This is a genomic window from Streptomyces sp. NBC_01233 (assembly GCF_035989305.1).
GTDB lineage: Bacteria > Actinomycetota > Actinomycetes > Streptomycetales > Streptomycetaceae > Streptomyces.
In genome coordinates, this window is record NZ_CP108514.1 from 8,267,148 (window position 1) to 8,286,843 (window position 19,696).

A 19,696-nucleotide genomic window follows, 5' to 3' on the forward strand; every position below is an offset into this window, starting at 1 on the left:
GACGGCCCACCGGGTGCGCAGGGATCGAGATTCCTGGCCGGCAGCCGGTGGAGCGGTGGGAGGTTGCCCCATGAGCAGGCGCTGGGCCGCGCGTCTGGCCTTGGCGGCCGGCGTGGCGGCGGTTGCGGTGCTGGTGGTCTTCGCCGGGCTCGGCAGCCTCGTGCTCATGGCCGTGGGGTGGGCGGGCCTGGTGCTCACGGCTGCCGGTGGGTGGTGGATGCTGACCCACACCGGCTGGATCAGGGTGCTGGCCGTGCTGCTGGTCGTCGCCGCGCCGCTCGGCGTCCTGATCCTCTACGCGGCCGCCGGGCTGCTGTGGGTCGTGCTGGTCTCGCTCGGCCTGTGGGCGCTGGCCGTTTCCGCAGGGAAGGCCGCGCTGGCCGAAGACACCCCGCCCGGCATGCCGGAACGCTCCGTCGGCCGGGCCGAGCGGCCGTTCCTGATCATGAATCCGCGCTCGGGCGGCGGAAAGGTCGAGAAGTTCCACCTCGCGGAGCGCGCCAGGGCCCTGGGGGCCGAGGTCGTCGTGCTGGACCCGGCCCGGCAGCAGGATGTGGCCGAGCTGGCGCGGAGGGCCGTCCGGGGCGGCGCCGACCTGCTCGGCGTCGCTGGCGGCGACGGTACGCAGGCCCTGGTCGCCGGTATCGCCGCAGAGCACGACCTTCCCTTCATGGTGATCAGCGCAGGCACCCGCAACCACTTCGCCATGGACCTGGGCCTGGACCGGCAGGATCCCTCCACCTGTCTGGAGGCGCTGACCGACGGCGTCGAACTGCGCATCGACCTCGGCTACCTCCATGCGGGAGAGCCCGCGGGCGGGAGCGAAGGACGCGTCTTCATCAACAACGCCTCGTTCGGCGTGTACGCGGAAGTCGTGCAGAGTCCCGCCTATCGCGACGACAAGGCCCGCACCATCCTGGAGATGCTGCCGGATCTGCTGACCCACCACAGCGGCGCGCGACTGACCGTCCGTGCCGGCTCGCTGACCAAGGACGGGCCCCAGGCCGTACTCGTGAGCAACAACCCCTACGAGAGGGGCGACTCGGCCGGACTGGGACGCCGAGGGCGTCTGGACTCCGGCCGGCTGGGGGTGCTGTGTGTCGGAGTCGGCAACGCCGCCGAAGCGACGGAGCTCCTGTTGCGCGGCGGGCAGGGCCGCGGGCTGACCGAGGCCACCGCCCGGGAGGTCGTCATCGATGCCGACGCGCCCGTCATCCCGGTCGGTATCGACGGTGAGGCCCTGACGCTGCCCACTCCGGTGCGCTGCCGTCTCGCCCCCGGCGCTCTGCGCGTGCGCGTGCCCCGGCACCGGCCCGGCGTGCCGCACGTCGCGCCGCCGATGGACTGGCGCCGGGTGCGACGTCTGGCGCTGACGATGGGGCGGGTCGCGGCAGGACGCGAGGCCGCGTGACCCGTGCTGCCGCGTGACCGATGGCTGGTGCCGGTCCGGCGGAGACACCGACGATGCCGAGGCCACGGCGGACCCGGCCTGCCCGGCGCCGCCCGGCGGGCCCCGGCCGCCGCTGATCGCTCCGCGTGCGCGCGTACGGTCCACCTAGTAGCGTCGAGAGCGAGCGTTCCGTCCCAACCGCTGCGGCCCGGCCCGGCGGGGCAGCCGCCGATGTCGGCAGAGGAACGAGACCACATGCCCCAGCACAGCATCCACGCGGCGGCCGCCGCGGCCGCTCTGCTCTGCCTGACAGCATTCGGCCCCACACCGAGCGGCGCGTCACCGCCCGCCCAGTCCGCCGGCCGGCCCGGTTCCGCAGCCCCGTCCCGGTTCGTGCCCGGTCCCTGTCCGAAGCCGCCCGAGCCGATCGAGGCTCTGAGCGATGCGCGGTGCGGCTTCCTCGAGGTCCCCGAGAACCGCTCCCGCCCCGGCGGCCGGACCATCAAGCTGGCCGTGGCGGTCATTCCGGCCGTCAACGCGGCGAAGCCCGCACAGGATCCTGTGGTGTTCATGGCGGGCGGCCCCGGTGGCGACACGTTCGACGACATTCCGTTCCTCGTCGACTCCGGCCTCAACAAGGACCGCGAACTGATCGTCATGGCCCAGCGCGGCAACCTCTACGACCAGCCGAACCTCGCCTGCCCCGAGATCGACCGGTTCAACGCGCAGGCCGTGGGCCTGGGCTATGACGCACAGCAGGCGCAGCAGCTCATGCTGAAGGCGGTGACGGAGTGCCGGGGCCGCCTGACGGCCGACGGAATCGACCTGAGCGCGTACAACACCACGGAGAACGCCGCCGACTTCGCCGACCTGCGCAAGGCGCTGGACGTTCCCCGGTGGAACGTCTACGGGTACTCCTACGGCAGCGACCTGGCCCTCACGTACCTGCGCCTGCACCCCGAGGGAATCCGCGCCGTGGCGCTCGACTCGATCACACCTCCCCAGTCCGCGGCCCTGCCGTGGGGATGGAGCAGCGCCGCTGAGGGGATCGGCAACATCTTCGAGGCGTGCGCGGCGCAGCCCGCCTGCAAGAGCCGGTACCCGGACCTCCCCCGTACGCTGACGGAACAGGTGCGCAGGCTGGAGGCGCAGCCCCTGACGCTGAACGTCCCGCCGCCGAGCGGAGGAAAGCCGGTCAAGGTCGTCCTCGACGGTGGCGCGCTGCTGAACCTGATCGTCGCCTTCACCCCCCGGCCCAAGGACCTCCCGGCGGCGCTCGACGAACTCGGCCGCGGAAATCCGGAGCGCTTCGCGCAGGCCCGCGCGGGCGGCTCGGTCCAGAACGTCGGCGCGTTCGCGCACGGCCTGACCAACTCGGTGGCGTGCGGCGAGTGGGCGCCGGGGTACTCGGAGTCCGACGTGCTGAAGGCGGGGCGCAAGGTCTTCCCCGGGTGGCCGGACACGGTCCTGGCCCAGGTGCCGCAACTTCCCTTCCAGTACCCGGTGTGCCGGATCTGGGACGTTCCGGACCGCGCGTCCGTCCAGCGGGTGGCCACGGTCAGCGCAGTGCCGGCGCTCCTCATCTCCGGCACGTTCGACGCGAAGACCGGGGCGAGTTGGGCGAAGGGCGTGGCCCGCGACCTGTCCCGCTCGACCGCCGTGCAGGTCCCCGGGATCGGCCACTGGGTGGTCCCGCAGTCGCCTTGCGCCCAGCGCGTGCTGGCCTCGTTCCTCGTCCGCCCGACCGCGCCCGACACCGCTTGCGTGGACGACCTCGAGCCCGCACCGTTCACGATCATCCCGAAATGACCGGGAGGCCAGAGGGCACGCCACGAAGCGCCCCGCCGTCTCCGCACCGCACGACGACTCCAGGCCACTTCGGCCGGCATGGCGGCCGGGAAGCCGCCTGACCGGGGTCAGGACTTCGGCACGGTGTTGATGTAGTTGGTGCCGGCATTGTAGAAGCCGTCCACCGTCTTCTGGACGTCCGCCTGGGAAACAGCCTCATCGGCCTTGTAGTAGAACCAGTTGACCTTCATGTCCCATGTGCGCGGACCGCCGGTGAAGGGAAGGTCGATGAACCAGTTGCTGAAGTGGATGTCCATCTTCTCGTGCGGGACGTACTTGCCGGAGCTGGTGAACAGCTCCTTGCCGTCCAGGGAGTAGGTGACCTTTCCGTTCACGGCGGTGATCATCAAGATGTGCCAGCCCTCGAGGCGCTGCTTGAGCGTGTGGTTGACCCGGTCCGGCGGATCGGCCTTGTACCAGCTGACGTTGTCGAGTTGCGGACCCACCGAACCCCAGCCGCCGTTCGGCAGGTACTCGTGGTCGAGTTCGCTGTAGTTCGCCGAGGAATCCGAGGGGGAGATCGGAAAGAAGGTCTGGACGACGTGGTCGCCGTTGCGGCCGCTCGTGGGCTTGTCGCTGAAGTGGACCCGAGCGGCGAAGGTCCCCGTGAAGAGGGTGGTACCGGTGCTCTGCACCTCGACCTGCCGGGTGCCCTGCTTGGTGCCGTCGGTGGAGGACTGCAGCTGCAGGACCCTGCCCCCCTGGGCGGTCGTGTCGGAGGGGAAGCCGGCACCAGCGGTGGACCAGGTGTCCTTGATCCCCGGGCCACCCCCACCGGTACGGACCTCCCAGCCGTGGGCGGTGAGCGAGGGGTCGTCGGGGCCGCTGTAGTGGAAGCCGTCGAACAGGGTTCCCGGCGGTCCGGACGGGGTCGGCGAGGCGCTGGGGGCGGGCGCGGCGGCATCGTCACCGGGGCCGCCGGAACACGCGGCGAGTACGCACAGGAGGGCGGGCAGCGTGAGCGCGGTCCACGCGCGGCGACGAGAGGTACGGCGGGGCTGGCTCACGCGGGGCTCCTTGGGGCGTAGAGGCGGTACCTGGACACGCCCTGTGCATGAGGATCAAACGGCTGATCCCATGAGGGGGGCATCCTAAGGTTCGGGGTCACTGCCGGGTGACCGCCGGGGTGACCTTAGCGACCGCGTCCCGCGGTCCCGGGGTCGCGTCTCCGGCTGAACACGCACCGATCAGCGCCGGGCGACCGTGTGGGCAGGCCTACTAACCGGTATCACTGATTCCATTTCGATCCGGTCACAAGGCCTGAACGGATCATTCCAAATGCGCACATCGAGCCCAAGTCGACTCAGGCCGGTGCACTAGCGTTCGCCCAGCGATCCCGCGCTCTACGTACCCTGCACTGAAAGGCCCCGCAAGGTGCGCTCAGTCATCACTTCCATCGAACGCGGATCGACGCACCAGTCACAGCCTGACATGTCTGAGTCAAGTCTTGAGGAGCCCGCGCCCGCACCGGTCTTCGTCGACCAGTCGGGTCTGCGCGGCCGTCTGCTGCGGGGCTTCGGCTGGCCGGTCTCCGTGGTCGGCGCGATCCTGGCGGTCGCCATGGGCAGCAGCCTGATCGGTGTGCAGGCGGACGCTCCGGCGATGGGCGTACCCGCGCAGCCCTCGTGGCCGCCCGCCCCGTCGCCCTCACCCGAGCCGTCGCGGTCGCCCACTCCGTCGTCCGCGTCGACTTCGTCGTCCTCACCTCGGACGGCCGCGCGGTCCGCCACACTCCGGACGAAGGCCTCGGCCACCACACCGAAGACCTCGGTCACCACATCGAAGCTCACGGCCAACACATCGAAGCCCACGACCACCGCGTCGCGCGGGGCAAAGCCTTCTGGCCCACCGGTCAAGCACCCCTGATCACCCGCACCACCCATCTCCAGGAGCGTCATTGTCCCGCCACCAGCGCCGCCGGCAGTCCCTGCTGAGGCCGCGCCGACTGGCCGCGCCGCCGCTGCGCTTCTTCATGCCGCTGTCCCTGCTGGCCTGCCTGCTCGCGCTCCTCGTCCTGCGCGGCCTCGCCACCAACGAGGCGTTCCACGACTCCCGGATCGCGATCTCGGTCGACAAGACGACCGTGCCGGACAACCTGCTCAAGGGCGGTCCGGTCATCGACGCGCGCGGCGCCAAGAACGCGCACCCCGTGAGCTATCACATCCCCGACCGCACCGCGGTTCTGAGCTTCGACGACGGTCCCTCACCGGAGTGGACTCCGAAGATCCTGGAGGTGCTCGCGGCCCGCGACGTCCGTGCGGACTTCTTCGTGACCGGCGCGATGACCACGCGCAACCCGGAGCTGATCCGGCAGATCGTCGCGGGCGGCCACGAACTCGGGGTGCACACCTTCACCCACCCCGACCTGGTGTACCAGTCCCACGCCCGGACCAGCTGGGAGCTGGCGCAGACGCAGCTGGCGCTGGCCGGAGTCGCGGGCGTCCACAGCGCGCTGTTCCGCCCGCCGTACTCCTCCGACGCCACCGCGATGGACGACTGGAACTACCCGGTGATCAAGTACGTGGGAGCGCGCGGCTACCTCACCGCGTTCATCGACCGCGACACCGACGACTGGAAGCGTCCCGGAGTCGAGGCGATCGTCAAGGCGGCGATGCCGTCCAAGCCCGGTGCGGGCGCGCTGATCCTGCTGCACGACGCGGGTGGCGACCGCACCCAGACCATCACCGCGCTCGAGCAGATCATCGACAGGCTGCAGGCCCAGGGCTACCGCTTCACCACCATCTCCGAGGCACTCGGCGCCTCCAGCGCCACTGTGCCGGTGCACGGATTCCAGCTGTGGGCGGGCAAGGGATTCGTCTGGGCCACCCACGTCGCCGTGCTCACCCTGCCGGTGCTGGTCGGGCTGCTGGCCGTCGTCGGCTTCCTCAACTTCGGCCGGTTCGCGCTGATGCTCGTTCTCGCACCGATCCACGCCCGCCGCTCCAAGCGGCGGGACGCCTGGGGACCGCCCGTCACCGAGCCGGTCACCGTACTGGTCCCGGCCTACAACGAACGCGAGTGCATAGCCAACACCCTCCACTCCCTGGCCGCCAGTGACCATCCGATCGAGGTGATCGTCATCGACGACGGATCCACGGACGGCACCGCGGACATCGTCGAGGAGATGGACCTGCCCTTCGTCCGGTTGATCCGCCAGGTCAACGGCGGCAAGTCCAGCGCGCTCAACACCGGTATCGCGGCCGCCTCGCACGACATCATCGTGATGATGGACGGCGACACCGTTTTCGAGCCGTCCACCGTGCGCGAGCTGATCCAGCCCTTCGGCGACCCGGCGATGGGCGCGGTCGCGGGCAACGCCAAGGTCGGCAACCGCGAGAGCCTGATCGGCGCCTGGCAGCACATCGAGTACGTCCTCGGCCACAACCTGGACCGCCGGATGTACGACATGCTGGGCGTCATCCCGACCATCCCCGGCGCGGTCGGTGCCTTCCGCAAGGAGGCCCTGCAGCGGGTCGGCGGGATGAGCGACGACACCCTCGCCGAGGACACCGACATCACCATCGCGGTGCTCTGCGACGGCTGGCGGATCGTCTACGCCGAGTACGCCCGCGCCTGGACCGAGGCTCCTGCCAGCCTCCAGCAGCTCTGGTCCCAGAGGTACCGCTGGAGCTACGGCAGCATGCAGGCGATGTGGAAGCACCGCGGCGCGGTGACCTCCCGCGGCCCGGCCGGGCGCTTCGGCCGAATCGGGCTGCCGCTCGTCGTGCTGTTCGGCGTGGTCGCCCCGCTGCTGGCGCCGCTGGTCGACTTGTTCCTGCTGTACGGCGTGCTGTTCGGGGACGCCCCGATCACCCTCACCAGCTGGGGCGGCTTCATCCTGCTCCAGGCCGCACTGTCCTGGTACGCCTTTCGGCTCGACCGCGAGAAGCCCTGGCATCTGATCAGCCTGCCGATCCAGCAGCTGGTCTACCGGCAGCTGATGTACATCGTCCTGTTGCAGTCCGCGATCACGGCGATGACCGGTGGCCGACTGCGCTGGCAGAAGCTCCGCCGCACCGGCGAGGTCGCTGTACCGGTGGAGGCCTGACCATGACTGCATCCATCGATTTCGGGCGCGCTCAGGACACCGTCCAGTTGAGGGTCCCCGCCGTTCTGCGACAGCAGCCGGAGCCGGAACCGGAGGCGCCGTCCGAACGCAAGGGCGGCCGGGACCGCTATCTCGACCTGCTGCGCGCGCTGGCGCTGGGTCGTGTGGTGCTCTACCACCAGTTCGGCTGGTTCTGGCTGCCCCTCGTCTTCCCGTCGATGGGCGTGATGTTCGCGCTGGCCGGCTCGCTGATGGCCCGCTCGCTCAGCCGCCCGCCTCTCGGCGTGATCCGCGGCCGACTGCGCCGGCTGCTGCCGCCGATGTGGCTGTTCGGCGCCGTCATGATCGCCCTCCAGATCCTCGACGGCTGGGGCCCCCGCTCCGACGGCCACCCCACCTGGTGGTGGGGCAAGCTGGCGTTCTGGATCCTGCCGCTGAGCACTCCGCCGTACGCGGACGAACTGCCCGGTTTCCATCATCTCGTGGAACACACCTGGGCCGCGCAGGTCATCGTCCCGCTCTGGTACCTCCGGGCCTACCTGTGGTACGTCCTGCTCTCACCGCTGATGCTCCGGGCACTGCGACGATTTCCGGTGGTGACGCTGTTCGCTCCCCTGGCGCTGTTGATCGTCATGAACACGTTCTTCGCCGACCAGGAGTTCATCTACAGCCGGGTGTGGGAGACCGCCAACGACTTCACCATGTTCGGCTCCTGCTGGATCCTCGGCATGGCCCACCAGGAGGGGCTGCTCAAGAAGATCCCGCAGTACGTACTGCCGTCCATCGCGCCGCTGGTCATGGTGGCCGGCCTCTGGTACCTGCAGACCCGGCCGGTCGATCCGACCGAACCGACCGACATCGAGTCCTGGCCGATCGCCCAGGCCCTGTGGTCCCTCGGCTTCGTAGCCATCCTGCTCCACATCAGCCCGTCCTGGGAGCGGTGGCCCAGGCCGCTGGAACGCTGGAACGGCCTGGTCAGCCTGCTCAACGCCCGCGCTGTCAGCGTCTACCTCTGGCACGAGATCGCGCTGGTGGTCGCCGTCCCGCTGATCGACCCCCTCTGGAGCGTCCCCTTCTTCTACAAGAACCTCCAGTGGCTGCTGGCCAGCCCGTGGTTCACGCTGCTGGTGGCGATCCCGCTGCTCGGCCTCCTGGTGCTGACCTTCGGATGGGTAGAGGACGTGGCCGCCAAACGCTCGCCGCGGCTCCTGCCGTACCCGCGCCGCCGACGGGGCAGGCGCCGGGCCGCCGACTGACGGGGGCTGCGACTGGATCAAGGGGCCGTTTCAGAGCGATCCGAAACGGCCCCTTGGCTTGACCGCGTCAGTGGGCGACACACATCAACCAACGATCCGATGGTCCGAAGGCGCCGGCCTAGTCGGGCAGGAACTCCCTGAACTTCGCCTCGACGGCTTCCCTGGCGAGGCGGTCGGCCTTGAGGAGCGCTTCGGCGACGTCCTTCGGCAGGGGGCGCTTCGCCGCCTGACGCCGGGTGATCCACTCTGCGACCGTCCAGTTGCTCTTGTCGAGATTGGCCTGCTCGGTCATCGGCAGATAGTTCTCGGGCACGGCACGCAGCATGGCGTCCCGCTGGAGGGGCGTCAGCCGTGGGAACCGCGGATCCGCGGCGATCTCCGAGCGCGACATGAGGTGGTCGGTCTCCCATGCGGCGGTGGTCATCGGCTTGCCGGTCGTGACGTCCTTGGGGGCGCCGTTGACGGGCCGCAGCACCGGGTCGAGCCGGTTCGCGTTGCCCAGCGCGGGGGCACGGCCGGCCTCGCGCGGCGTGCCGGCCTTGACCTGCTCCCGGAGGGTCCGGTCCAGCCCGCTGACCTCCTCGGTCAACTTGTTCCACGCGGAATTGAGTTCGGCTTCGAGAGAGGTGTACTTGGCCCCGCTCGGCTGCCCGGTGGGCGGCGTCACCCCGGGAATCCGGCTCTCGCGGTTGAGCTTGGCGCGAGCGCCCTCCCCCTGGGGATTGAGCTCGGCGGTGATCTCCCGCTCCAGCCTGACGATCTCCTTCTCCAGCCGGGCGATCTCGGCCTGGGCCCGGGCCGCGGCCGCCGCCTCGCCCTGCGCCCGGCCCTCGCTGGCCGACAGCCGGTTCAGCCGGTTCTCCGCCTGCCGCAGCGCCGTCTCCGACTGCTTGACGGTGGGGCCGCCGGGACGGCGGCCCGCCTGCGCCATCCGGATCTCGCCGGTGGCGGCAGCCACCTCCGCGCGGGCCAGGGCGGTGTCCCGGGCGGCGGCCGAGAGGGCGGCCCGGGTCTCGGTCACCCGGAGGTCGGCGGCGGCGGTGCGCGGGGTGGCCGGCGTCGGTACGGGTGCGGCCGGCAGGGCGGGGACGTGGGGGCGGGGCGGCGCCACGGTGGGGGCGGCCTTCGGGGCCGGTACCGGGGCGGCCGGGGCGGCTTGCGGTGCCGGGGCGGCCGGGGCGGCTTGCGGTGCCGGGGCGGCCGGGGCGGCCTGCGGTGCCGGGGCGGCCGGGGCGGCGGCCGCCTGCGCGGCGGGAGCCGCCGGTGCCTTCGTCATCGAGGCGGTCGACCGGTGCGCCCGCCAGGCCTTCTGCGCCGGGTCGTAGACCATCTCGACGGTCGTGGCCGGGGGCGGCCCCGGCGGACTGCTCAGGCCGGCGGCCGGTTTCACCACCACCTGGCCCTCCGGGGTGATGGCGACGATCCGGAGCTCCTCGCCGTACGACGTGGTGAACGTGGAGCCGATCAGCTTCTCGTTGCCGAGCTTGACGGCCCGCGCCCCGCCCACCGCCCCGAGGAGCAGCCCGAGGGGGATCGCCAGCGCCCACTCGCCGCCCGACGGCAGGGCCTTCTGCCAGATCTCGCGGCCGACCGGGCTGGAGAAGTGGCTCTGGAGGACCGTCGTCAGCAGGGCCTGGGTGCCGAGGCTCGCGGCGGCGGAGGCACCGCCGGCCACCCCGCCGGAGACCAGCCCCGCCCCGACGGACCGCGGCGCGAGTCCCACCGCACGCGCGGCGGTCGAGCCCAGCCTGCTGGTGGCCGCTCCGGCGCCGCGGGTGACGGCCGCGATGAGGAGGGCCCGCCAGGCCGCGCTCCACAGGATCTCCTCGCCCTCGTTCCACGAGAGGTCACCGCGGGTGTACGCCTCCGACACCGCCGTGGCCGCGTCGTGGAAGCCGAAGGACAGCATCTGCTCGCCCGCGTCGATCACGGCGATTCCGCCGGCGCCGATGAAGGCGGCGACACCCCGGACGTAGTACCAGCCGCCCCGGCTCCAGTCCGACAGTGCCGTGCCGGCCAGGGAGGTCCCCAGCGCCTCGTTGCGCATGCCGAGGCTCTTGCCCGCCGGATGCGCGGCGTGCCACGCCTCGGCCTGGGCGACGACCGGGGTGAGCTGCGTGATCACCCGCTCGACGCGCGCGAGGGCGGCCTTCGCGGGGGCCTCCGCCGGGCCGCCCTGCTGGACCGTCTGCCGGAGGAAGTCCCGGTCCGCCGCGGCGCGCCGGGCGACGCCCCGTACCGTGTTCAGCGCATGGTCGCGCGGGTGCGCCGGAACGGCGGCGACGAGCCGCGCGGCGAGCGGTTCGAGCTCGGCCAGCTCGGTGTCGATCTCGGCCGGTACCTCCGGTTTCACCGGCGGTGGCGCGAGCGACTGCCCCCTGGTGAGCTCGGTGTGGCGCTGCACCAGCCAGGTGTGCTCGCGAGTGAGTTCCGCGCGGTACTCCTCCGAGAGGGCCACCACCCTCATTTCCCGCTCGTTCTCGGCGATGCGTTCGATCAGTTGCGGCAGTAGGAGCTGCTGGATCTCCGCCTGTGACAGCGCGGCTGCCTGGATGCCGACCGCCGCGGGCAGTACGCCGGGCACCTGACGGCCACGGACCGGGGCGCCGGCATCCGCCGTGCGGGCGGCGGCCTCCGCTGCGGCCTCGTGGCCGGCGTCGGCGGGCGCCGCTCCCGGCCGACCGGTCTGCTGCACGACATGGGTGAGCTCGTGAACGAGCAGGCCCCGCCCGGCCGGGGAGGCGGGCTGGTAGCGGCCCTCGCCGAAGACGATGTCCGGGCCCACCGTGAACGCCCTGGCCAGGTGCCGGCGGGCCAGGGCGTGGGCGGCGGGGTGGTCGTGGACCCGGACGTGCGCGAGCGGTACGCCGAACCTGGCCTCGTGCTGCGTGCGTACCTCGTCGGGCAGGGGCCTGCCGCTGCCCGAGGGCCCCCGCACGTCACCACCGGAGGAGTGGGCGGAACGGGTGGGGATCCGCGTGAAGTCGCCTCCCGCCCACGCCCCGGGCCCGGCGTCGGGTCCGGCATCGAGCCAGGCGGCAACGTCCCGGGCTGCCGTGGGGAAGTCGACGTGCTGCGGTGGACGCGAAGCGGCCGTCGGGCCGCTGACGCGGCTGCCCGGGCGGGCGACCGTGCCGTCCGCTCGTGCGGTGTGGGCTGCGCGGGCGTCGGGGCCCGGGGAAGCGGTCACGGTCCCTCCAGCACGCGCGTGGGCCGGCGGGCAGCCGATGCCGCGTGAGCGAAGCAGTTCGTGTATCCGTTCGCTGCCAGCGTCCCCCGCCGCCCGGGGGCCCGCAACCGCGCCGTGCCGGGTGGCCGGGCCTGACGGCTGCACCGGGGGCGGCCCGCGCGAGGACCGTGGGTTCCGGCCCGGCCGCTCGCGCGGGGACCGGTCGGCCTGGGCGCCTCATCGCGTCGTACGCCGTACGGGGCAGTCGAACGGGGGTCGGCGGAGCGGCGGCCGCACGCGGACCGCTCTGTCTGCCTATGGTGCTGGGCGCCCGTCGTTCCCGTCCCGGAACCCGCGCCGACAGCTGGAGAGAGGGCTGCCCATGCCTGTGAACGTCTCGTTCCCCGGCGTCTACATCCATGAAGTCAAGAGCCGGGTGCGAACCATCACCGGCGTTCCGACGTCGGTGGCCGCATTCGTCGGGCTGGCCCCGCGCGGCCCGTCCGGCAGACCCGTGCACATCACCGGCTGGGCCGACTACGAGGCCCAGTTCGGTGGGCTCGATGCGAACGGCGAGATGGGCCACGCCGTCTACCAGTTCTTCCTGAACGGCGGCACCGACGCCGAGATCGTCCGGCTGGTCGCCGAGAACACTGAAAGGGCGAGGGTCCGGGTCGGCGCGAAGGCCCCGAGCGATGACGACAACCGCCCCATCCTCAAGGCCGCGAGTGGGGGAATCTGGGCGAAGAACCTGCGGGTCCGCGTCGACCACGACAACATCCCCACGCAGGACAAGTCCTTGTACAACCTGACCGTCCGGGACATGGGGACCGGTGTGCAGGAGAGCTACACCAACATCAGCTCCGACCCGGACAGCCCCTACAACCTGACGAAGGTGCTCAGCGAGTCCCGGCTGGTCCGAGTCGACCAGGCCGGAACAGGCGAACGACCGCTCGAACACGGCACCCCGAAGGACTCGTCCGACGATCTCCTGGCAGGCCCGCGTGAGGTGGTGCCGGCGAAGCCCGACGACGACGAGGGCAAGCCCGAGGAGCCGCACGGCGAGGCCGAAGGCGAAGAGGGCGAGGAGGAGGAAGAGGAGGGCGCCGGGAACGGCCGTGGCAACAGGGGCCGCGGCAACAGGAACGAGCGGGGCGGCGAGCCGAAGACGTTCATTGTCTACGAGGAGCCGGGACCGATGCGAGCGACCTCCGACGACGACCCTGCCCTGAAGGACTACCGGGGCAACGCCGCCGAGCAGACCGGCATCCACGCGCTCCTCAAGACGGACATCTTCAACCTGCTGTGCCTGCCGGGGGCCCCGGAAAAGGTCCTGCCCGACGCCCTGCAGCTGTGCGTCGAACGGCGCGCGATCCTCCTCGTCGATCCGCCGAAAGAGTGGAACGGCCTGACTGCCTCCGCTGTCAAGGATCTCGCTCTCAACGACCCCGTGCTCCCCGGCGACCCCGCCAAGAACGCCGCCCTCTACTTCCCCGAAGTCCTGGCCCCCGACCCCCTCCAGGACGGCAAGATCAGGGCCTTCCCGCCCTGCGGCGTCATGGCCGGCGTGCTGGCCCGTACCGATGCCCAGCGTGGGGTCTGGAAGGCGGCGGCCGGCACGGACGCCTCGCTCGCCGGAGTCACCGGGCTCACCACGGTGCTCACCGACCGAGAGAACGGGCTGCTGAACCCGCTCGGTGTCAACTGCCTTCGTCAGCTCCCCCTGGTGGGGCCGGTGGCCTGGGGCGCGCGCACCCTGCGCGGTGCGGACCGGCTCGCCGACGAGTGGAAGTACCTGCCCGTCCGCCGCCTCGCGCTCTTCGTGGAGGAGAGCCTGTTCCGCGGCACCCAGTGGGTGGTGTTCGAGCCCAACGACGAACCCCTGTGGTCGTCGATCCGGCTGAACGTCGGGGCGTTCATGAACTCCCTGTTCCGCGAGGGCGCGTTCCAGGGGCGCACCCCCGACGAGGCGTACCTCGTCAAGTGCGACCGGGAGAACAACCCGCAGAACGACATCGACCGGGGCATCGTCAACATCCAGGTCGGCTTCGCACCGCTGAAGCCGGCCGAGTTCGTGATCATCCACATCGAGCAGCTCGCCGGCCAGATCCAGACCTAGCAGGAGGACGTCCGATGCCGGACATCACGCGCAGGGACCCCTTCAAGAATTTCCGGTTCCGGGTGAAGTTCAGCGGGTCCACCGAGTACATCGCCGGGGTCAGCAAAGTCAGCGGCCTCAAGCGGACCACCGAGGTGATCAAACACCGCGACGGCGGCAGCCCCGGCACCAGCCGCAAGCTCCCGGGCCGTACCGAGTACGAGCCCGTCACCCTGGAGCGGGGCTGCACCACCGACCCCGTCTTCGAGGAGTGGGCCAACCGGGTCTGGAGCTTCCGCAACGCCACCGGATCGCTGGAGACCTCGCTGAAGGACTTCCGGCGGGACCTCATCGTCGACGTGTTCGACGAAGGCGGCCAGAAGGTGCTCTCGTACTCCGTGCACGACTGCTGGGTCTCGGAGTACCAGGCACTGCCGGACCTCGACGCCAACGCCAACGCGGTCGCGTTCGAGCACATCAAGCTCGAACACCACGGCTGGGTGCGCGAGCGTACCGAGCCGCCGCAGCTGACGCAGTTCAGTGACACGGCTTCGGGATGACCCGGTGACGGCCGAACTGACCGAAGCCCGGCTCCTGGACATCTGGGAGACGGGCAACGGACAGGAACCGCCGGCCCGCGCCCTGCTGCTCGCTGCTGCCGCGGCGGCGCTGCCCGGGCCGGCCGGGAACGGGCAGCCGGGGCCGCAGTCCGGGGCGCAGCCGGACCCGCGGCCCGTGGCCGAACGCACCCTGGCCGCCCGCAACGCACTCCTGCTCGACCTGCGCGAACGCTGCTTCGGTACGGCGCTTCCGTGCGTCGCCGACTGCCCGCACTGTGCCGAGCAGCTCGATGTCACCCTCACCACCGCCGAGCTGCGCCCGCCCGGCGACCGCACCGCCCCGCCCGGCGGGGCACCCGCCACCGGCCGCGTCCGCGTCGACGGGCACGAGGTGACCTACCGCGCCCTGACCGGGGGAGACCTGCTGGCCGTCGACCCCGGCGCGCCCGGGGCGCGCCGGGCCCTGCTGTGCCGGTGCGTGCTGGGCGCCGTACCGCCGGCCCCCGAAGGGCCGAACGATGCGGTGCTCGAAGCGGTGGCCGAGCGGCTGGGCGCCCTCGACCCGGGGGCCGACACCGCGGTGGCGCTCACCTGCCCGTACTGCCGCCACGGCTGGACGGCGGCCTTCGACCTCGCCGGATACCTGTGGGCCGAGGTTGAGGCCTACGCCCGTCGACTGCTCCACGAGGTGCACCTGCTCGCCCGTGCGTACGGGTGGACGGAGGCCGATGTCCTGGGGGCGAGTCCGGTCCGACGGCGGTACTACCTGGAGGCGGCGACCGGATGAGCGACTTCGTGGGCAGGCTGCTCGGCGCGCCGGGCCCCCGGCTGCGCCCCCAGCTGCCGACCCTGTTCGACCCGGGTGCGACACGGCTCCAGGCCCCGGACGAACCCCTTCCGGTGACGGAGGAGGAGACGGCACCGGCCCTGCCGTACGAGGCTCCGCACCCGGCCCCGCACGCGCTGCCCCCGGCGGCCCCGCCTCCGCCACCCCTTCCCCTCGCACCGCCCGAAGGCACGGAAGACCACGCAGGCCCCCCGGTCCGGGACCCCGCGGCCGCCTCCCGGCGGGCGGCCCCGTCCGCCGGGGACGCGCCGCAGGAGCGGGGCACGGCAGCGGGCGCGGGGCGTCCAGCACCCCGTTCTGCCGAGCGGGTGGCCGGCCCGACGGCCGAGTCCGCGCCCGCCGCCGTCGGCCCCTCCGACGCCCGGCCGCCGGGCGCGGGGCGTCCAGCACCCCGTACCGCCGAGCGGGTGGCCGGCCCGACGGCCGAGTCCGCGCCCGCCGCCGTCGGCCCCTCCGACGCCCGGCCGCCGGGCGCGGTGCACCGCTCGCCGCCGGCCGGCCCGGCTCCCGTGGCACCGGCTGCCGCGCCGGTTGCCCAACTCCCGCTTTATACAGGGGAGTTGCCGCGGCCCGACGCCGCCCCGGGGCCCCTCCCGCCGTCCGCCGCCCGCCCGGCCCCCGCGTACCCCGTACTCCCGACGGCACCACCAGGGCATCCGGGGCACCCCGTGCGCCCGGTGCGCACCACCCTGCCCGGCGGGCCGCCCCGCCCGGCGGCCGGGCCGTACGGGGCGCCGGCCGAGGCCGCGGAGCCGGTCGTGCGCATCACCATCGACCGGCTCGAAGTCCGGGCCGCCCCGCAGCCGGCGGCCCCCGCGCGCACCCCGCGCCGGCAGCCGCGGCTCGGCCTCGACGAATACCTCAAGGGGCGGTCGTGAGCGACAGCTTCGCCGTGGCCGCCGTGACGGACACCCTGCGGGCGATCCTCCAGGGGGCCGTCGGCCGCCAGGTGCCCGGCGCCGTGGTCATCGCGCGCCCGCCCGACGAGGTCACCGCCGACCGGCCCACCGCCGCCCTCAACGTCTTCTTGTACCGGGCCTCCGTCGACGGGAGCTGGAGCAATCTCGACCCCGTCGGCACGCGCCCCGGCGAGACCGGGCGACCGGCGCTGCCCCTGGTCCTGCACTACCTCCTCACCCCGTACGCCAGCGGCGACGCCCAGGAGTCCACGGCCCACCGCATCCTCGGCGCCGCCATGCTCGCGCTGCACGACCACGCCGAGCTGGGGCCGGAGGAGATCAGACGGGCGGCGCCCTTCAGCGATCTGCACCTCCAGCCGGAGGCGGTGCGGATCACCCCGGTCGCCGTGTCGACCGACGACATCTCCAAGCTGTGGACCGCCTTCCAGAGCCAGTACCGCACCTCGGTGGCCTACGAGGCGCGCATCGTGCTGATCGACAGCTCGCTGCCCGGCCGGGCACCCCTTCCCGTGCTGGGGCGCGGGGACCAGGACCGGGGCCCCGAGGCGGCCGCGAACACCGCCGGTGCGCTGCCGACGCTGACGGCCGTGGTCCCGGGGATCGTGCGGCCCGGCGGCACGCTGACCCTCACCGGAACCCGGTTCGACGGCGGGGACGCCCTGCTGCGCCTCACCCACCCGCTGCTGGGCGGACCGGTGGACCGCCCCGCGCAAGAGGCCGGCGCCACCGAGGCCCGCTTCGAACTCCCCGAGGACCTGGCCGCGGGAACCTGGTCCGCAGCGGTGGTGCTCACCTCGGCAGACGGCACCCAACAGGCCACCCGGGCACTGCAGGTGGGCGTCGCGCCGCGCCTCACCGAACCGCTGCCGCTGACGGCGGAGCTCGGCGCCGACGGATCGGCACGGCTCGAGGTGCGCTGTGCCCCGCCGGTCCACCCCGGCCAGCGGGTCCAACTGATCGTGGGAGACAGGCCGTTGGACCCCGAGGACGCCTTTGCGAACACGACGGACCGGCTGCGGTTCCGCTGGCGGGACGCCCGGCCCGGTCGGCACGCCCTGCGACTGCGGGTCGACGACGTCGAGAGCCTGCCCGCCGTCGACGCGGCGGGGCGCCCGGAGTTCCCGGCCGATGCGGTGGTGGTGGTGGCATGAGGGCCGACTCCTCGACAGCGCTGGGCGAGTGGGAGGAACACAACGACCGGCACCTGGCCGAGTCCCTGGCCCGCCTGCGCGCCCTCCTGCGTGAACGCATTGCAGCGGCCGCCGGCTCACCCGCCGAAGGGGCCGCGCATCCGGACCCGGGCGCGCATCCGGACCCGGCCGCGGATCCGGACGCCACAGCCACCCCTGCCGGGGGCCCGGACGCCGCCCCGACCCGGGCCGCGGCATCCGAAGGGACCACAGCACCCACCGGTACCGCCGACGACCTGCCCCCGCGCCCGTCGTCGAACGCGCCCCCGTCGGCGTACGCGCACCCCCCGGCGCTCGTCGGCCTGGGCGACCTGCTCGGCCTCTCCCCGTTCGAACGCGACACCCTCCTGCTATGCGCCGCACCGGAGTTCGCCCCCGGCATCGCCGACCTGTACGCCCGGGCCCAGGGCAATCCGCTCGCCCCCCACCCCACCTTCGCCCTCGCCCTGTCCCTCTTCCCCGACCCGGCCTGGGACGTGCTGTCCCCGTACCGGGGGCTGCGCTACTGGCGGCTCGTGGACATCGACCGGGCGCCCGGACAGCCGCTGGTGACCAGCCCCCTGCGGGCCGACGAGCGGATCGTCAACCACCTCAAGGGCCTCGACCACCTCGACGTACGCCTGCACGCCCTCCTGACCCCCCTCCGGTCCGCCCCGGCGGACACCGGCCTCCGGCCGGCGGCCGCCCGGCACGCGGCAGTGGCGGAAGCCCTCGGCCACTGGCTCGACCCGGGGGCCGGCGCGGCCGACGGCCTGCCGGTGATCCAGCTGCTGGGCACGGACCGGGAGAGCAAGCGGACGGTGGCCGAGCAGTCCGCCGCCGACTGCGGCCTGCTGCTGTACGGGCTGCCGGCCCGGCTGCTCCCCGACCCGGCCGAGGAGCTCGACGCCCTCGCCCGCCTGTGGCAGCGCGAGGCCCGGCTGGCGCCGCTCGCGCTCTACCTCGACGCGGACGACGCTCCGGCCGCCGGCGAGGCCCCCGAGCGGACCGGACAGGTCGCCCGGTTCCTCGAACGCAGCGGCGGCCCCCGCTTCGTGGCCACCCGCGAGGCCCGGGTCGACGTACCCGCGCCGACGGTTGCCGTCGAGGTGGCGCCCCCGCCGGCCCTGGAGCGCGCCGCGGCCTGGGGCACCGTCCTGCCGCCGGCGGAAGCGGACCGGCTGGCCGGACAGTTCACCCTGGACCTGTCCGCCATCCACGAGGTGGCCACCGAGGCCGGCGGCGACCCCGAACAGGCCTGGCGCGGCTGCCTGGTGCGCACCCGGCCGCGACTCGGCTCCCTGGCGCAGCGGCTGGACTCCCGCGTCGGCTGGGAGGACATCGTGCTGCCGGAGGAGGAGACGGCCCTGCTCCGGCAGATCGCCGACCAGGTGGCACAGCGGGCCACCGTCCACGACCGGTGGGGCTTCGGGGAGCGGGTCAGCCGGGGGCTGGGCATCAGCGCCCTGTTCACCGGGCCCAGCGGCACCGGCAAGACCATGGCTGCCGAAGTGCTCGCCGGGCACCTGGGACTCGACCTGTACCGCGTGGATCTGTCGGCCGCGGTGAGCAAGTACATCGGCGAGACGGAGAAGAACCTACGGCGGCTGTTCGACGCCGCCGAGCCGGGCGGGGCGATCCTCTTCTTCGACGAGGCCGACGCCCTGTTCGGCAAGCGCAGCGAGGTCAAGGACTCCCACGACCGGTACGCCAACATCGAAGTCAGCTACCTGCTTCAGCAGATGGAGGCGTACCGGGGGCTGGCGATCCTCGCCACCAACCAGCGCCGGGCGCTGGACACGGCGTTCCTGCGCCGGCTGCGGTTCATCGTTCCGTTCGCGTTCCCCGGGGTCGGGGAGCGCCGCGAGATGTGGGCGCGCGCCTTCCCAGCGACCGCACCCGTCGAGCCGCTGGACCCGGACCGGCTGGCCGCCCTGCCGCTCAGCGGCGGCATGATCCGCAACATCGCGCTCAACGCCGCCTTCGCCGCCGCCGCGGCGGGCACCGCGATCGCGATGCCGGCCGTCCTGGCGGCCGTACGGGCGGAACTGCGCAAGACGGAGACACCGGTGCCGGAACACGAGCTGACCTGGCCGGACCCGGTGCCGAAGGGGGCGGGCCTGTGAGGATCGAGCTGCACATCGGCCGGATCGTGCTGGAAGGCGTCGCCCCCGCGGACGCCCCGGCCGTGCGCGCCGCCCTCACCTCCCGCCTGGGCGACCTCCTCGCCCAGACCCCACCCACGATCCCCCACCACACCCACCGCCTCACGCCCCCGACCCTCCCCGCACCCCCCGACCCCACGGCCTTCGGCCACGCCCTCGCAGGAGCCGTCCACGACGGCCTGACCCGCCCGACGGGGGCCGCCCGGTGAGCACGAGGGCCCCGCGG

At 72.9% G+C, this 19,696-nt stretch carries 14 protein-coding genes; 12 read left to right on the top strand and 2 right to left on the bottom strand.

All coding sequences use genetic code 11. From position 1 onward, the window contains the following. Positions 1 to 70 precede the first annotated feature (70 nt). Together OG332_RS38650 and OG332_RS38655 are read left to right on the top strand one after the other, a co-directional pair. Entirely contained in the window at positions 71 to 1,411 is a 1,341-nt protein-coding gene (locus tag OG332_RS38650) for a diacylglycerol/lipid kinase family protein (RefSeq protein ID WP_327417804.1), read from the top strand. Positions 1,412 to 1,645: 234 nt separating this feature from the next. Further along, a complete protein-coding gene (locus OG332_RS38655) occupies positions 1,646 to 3,199 on the top strand; it encodes an alpha/beta fold hydrolase (protein ID WP_327417805.1) in 1,554 nt (517 codons plus the stop codon). 107 nt (positions 3,200 to 3,306) lie between these two features. Here OG332_RS38655 and OG332_RS38660 read toward each other — a convergent pair whose 3' ends face one another. Beyond that, entirely contained in the window at positions 3,307 to 4,245 is a 939-nt protein-coding gene (locus OG332_RS38660; RefSeq protein ID WP_327417806.1) for a glycoside hydrolase family 16 protein, read from the bottom strand. 618 nt (positions 4,246 to 4,863) lie between these two features. Between OG332_RS38660 and OG332_RS38665 the strand changes: the two genes are divergently transcribed. Genes OG332_RS38665 through OG332_RS38675 form a run of 3 tightly spaced genes read left to right on the top strand, consistent with a single transcriptional unit; the run spans position 4,864 to position 8,542 of the window. After that, positions 4,864 to 5,172 carry a hypothetical protein gene (locus OG332_RS38665; RefSeq protein WP_327417807.1) on the top strand — a complete coding sequence of 103 codons (309 nt, stop codon included), beginning with the start codon at positions 4,864 to 4,866 and terminating at the stop codon, positions 5,170 to 5,172. A 26-nt stretch (positions 5,173 to 5,198) separates the two neighbouring features. Next, positions 5,199 to 7,286: a bifunctional polysaccharide deacetylase/glycosyltransferase family 2 protein gene (locus OG332_RS38670; protein ID WP_442816403.1), complete on the top strand. Its 2,088-nt coding sequence runs from the start codon at positions 5,199 to 5,201 to the stop codon at positions 7,284 to 7,286. 2 nt (positions 7,287 to 7,288) lie between these two features. Continuing rightward, positions 7,289 to 8,542, top strand: a complete 1,254-nt coding sequence (locus tag OG332_RS38675; RefSeq protein WP_327417808.1) for an acyltransferase family protein — start codon at positions 7,289 to 7,291, stop codon at positions 8,540 to 8,542. Positions 8,543 to 8,660: 118 nt separating this feature from the next. Here OG332_RS38675 and OG332_RS38680 read toward each other — a convergent pair whose 3' ends face one another. Further along, on the bottom strand, positions 8,661 to 11,732 hold the full coding sequence (locus tag OG332_RS38680) for a DUF4157 domain-containing protein (RefSeq protein WP_327417809.1): 3,072 nt from the start codon (positions 11,730 to 11,732) through the stop codon (positions 8,661 to 8,663). A 361-nt stretch (positions 11,733 to 12,093) separates the two neighbouring features. On the opposite strand from OG332_RS38680, the gene OG332_RS38685 reads away from it, so the two are divergent. The 7 genes from OG332_RS38685 to OG332_RS38715 all read left to right on the top strand — a co-directional run bounded on the left by OG332_RS38685 (position 12,094) and on the right by OG332_RS38715 (position 19,679). Further along, positions 12,094 to 13,830, top strand: coding sequence for a phage tail sheath family protein (locus tag OG332_RS38685; protein WP_327417810.1), 1,737 nt, complete (start codon positions 12,094 to 12,096; stop codon positions 13,828 to 13,830). 14 nt (positions 13,831 to 13,844) lie between these two features. Beyond that, positions 13,845 to 14,369, top strand: coding sequence for a phage tail protein (locus OG332_RS38690; protein ID WP_327417811.1), 525 nt, complete (start codon positions 13,845 to 13,847; stop codon positions 14,367 to 14,369). A 4-nt stretch (positions 14,370 to 14,373) separates the two neighbouring features. After that, positions 14,374 to 15,156 carry a hypothetical protein gene (locus OG332_RS38695; RefSeq protein WP_327417812.1) on the top strand — a complete coding sequence of 261 codons (783 nt, stop codon included), beginning with the start codon at positions 14,374 to 14,376 and terminating at the stop codon, positions 15,154 to 15,156. 737 nt (positions 15,157 to 15,893) lie between these two features. Then, entirely contained in the window at positions 15,894 to 16,094 is a 201-nt protein-coding gene (locus tag OG332_RS38700) for a hypothetical protein (RefSeq protein ID WP_327417813.1), read from the top strand. Then, positions 16,091 to 17,287 (top strand): DUF4255 domain-containing protein, encoded by a 1,197-nt coding sequence (locus OG332_RS38705; RefSeq protein ID WP_327417814.1) that lies wholly within the window; start codon positions 16,091 to 16,093, stop codon positions 17,285 to 17,287. The genes OG332_RS38700 and OG332_RS38705 overlap by 4 nt, the downstream gene beginning before the upstream one ends. Continuing rightward, positions 17,284 to 19,431 carry an ATP-binding protein gene (locus OG332_RS38710; protein WP_327417815.1) on the top strand — a complete coding sequence of 716 codons (2,148 nt, stop codon included), beginning with the start codon at positions 17,284 to 17,286 and terminating at the stop codon, positions 19,429 to 19,431. The genes OG332_RS38705 and OG332_RS38710 overlap by 4 nt, the downstream gene beginning before the upstream one ends. Then, complete coding sequence (locus OG332_RS38715) at positions 19,428 to 19,679, top strand: hypothetical protein (protein WP_327417816.1); 252 nt, start codon at positions 19,428 to 19,430, stop codon at positions 19,677 to 19,679. Before OG332_RS38710 ends, OG332_RS38715 begins: the two co-directional genes overlap by 4 nt. The last annotated feature ends 17 nt before the right edge of the window (positions 19,680 to 19,696 follow it).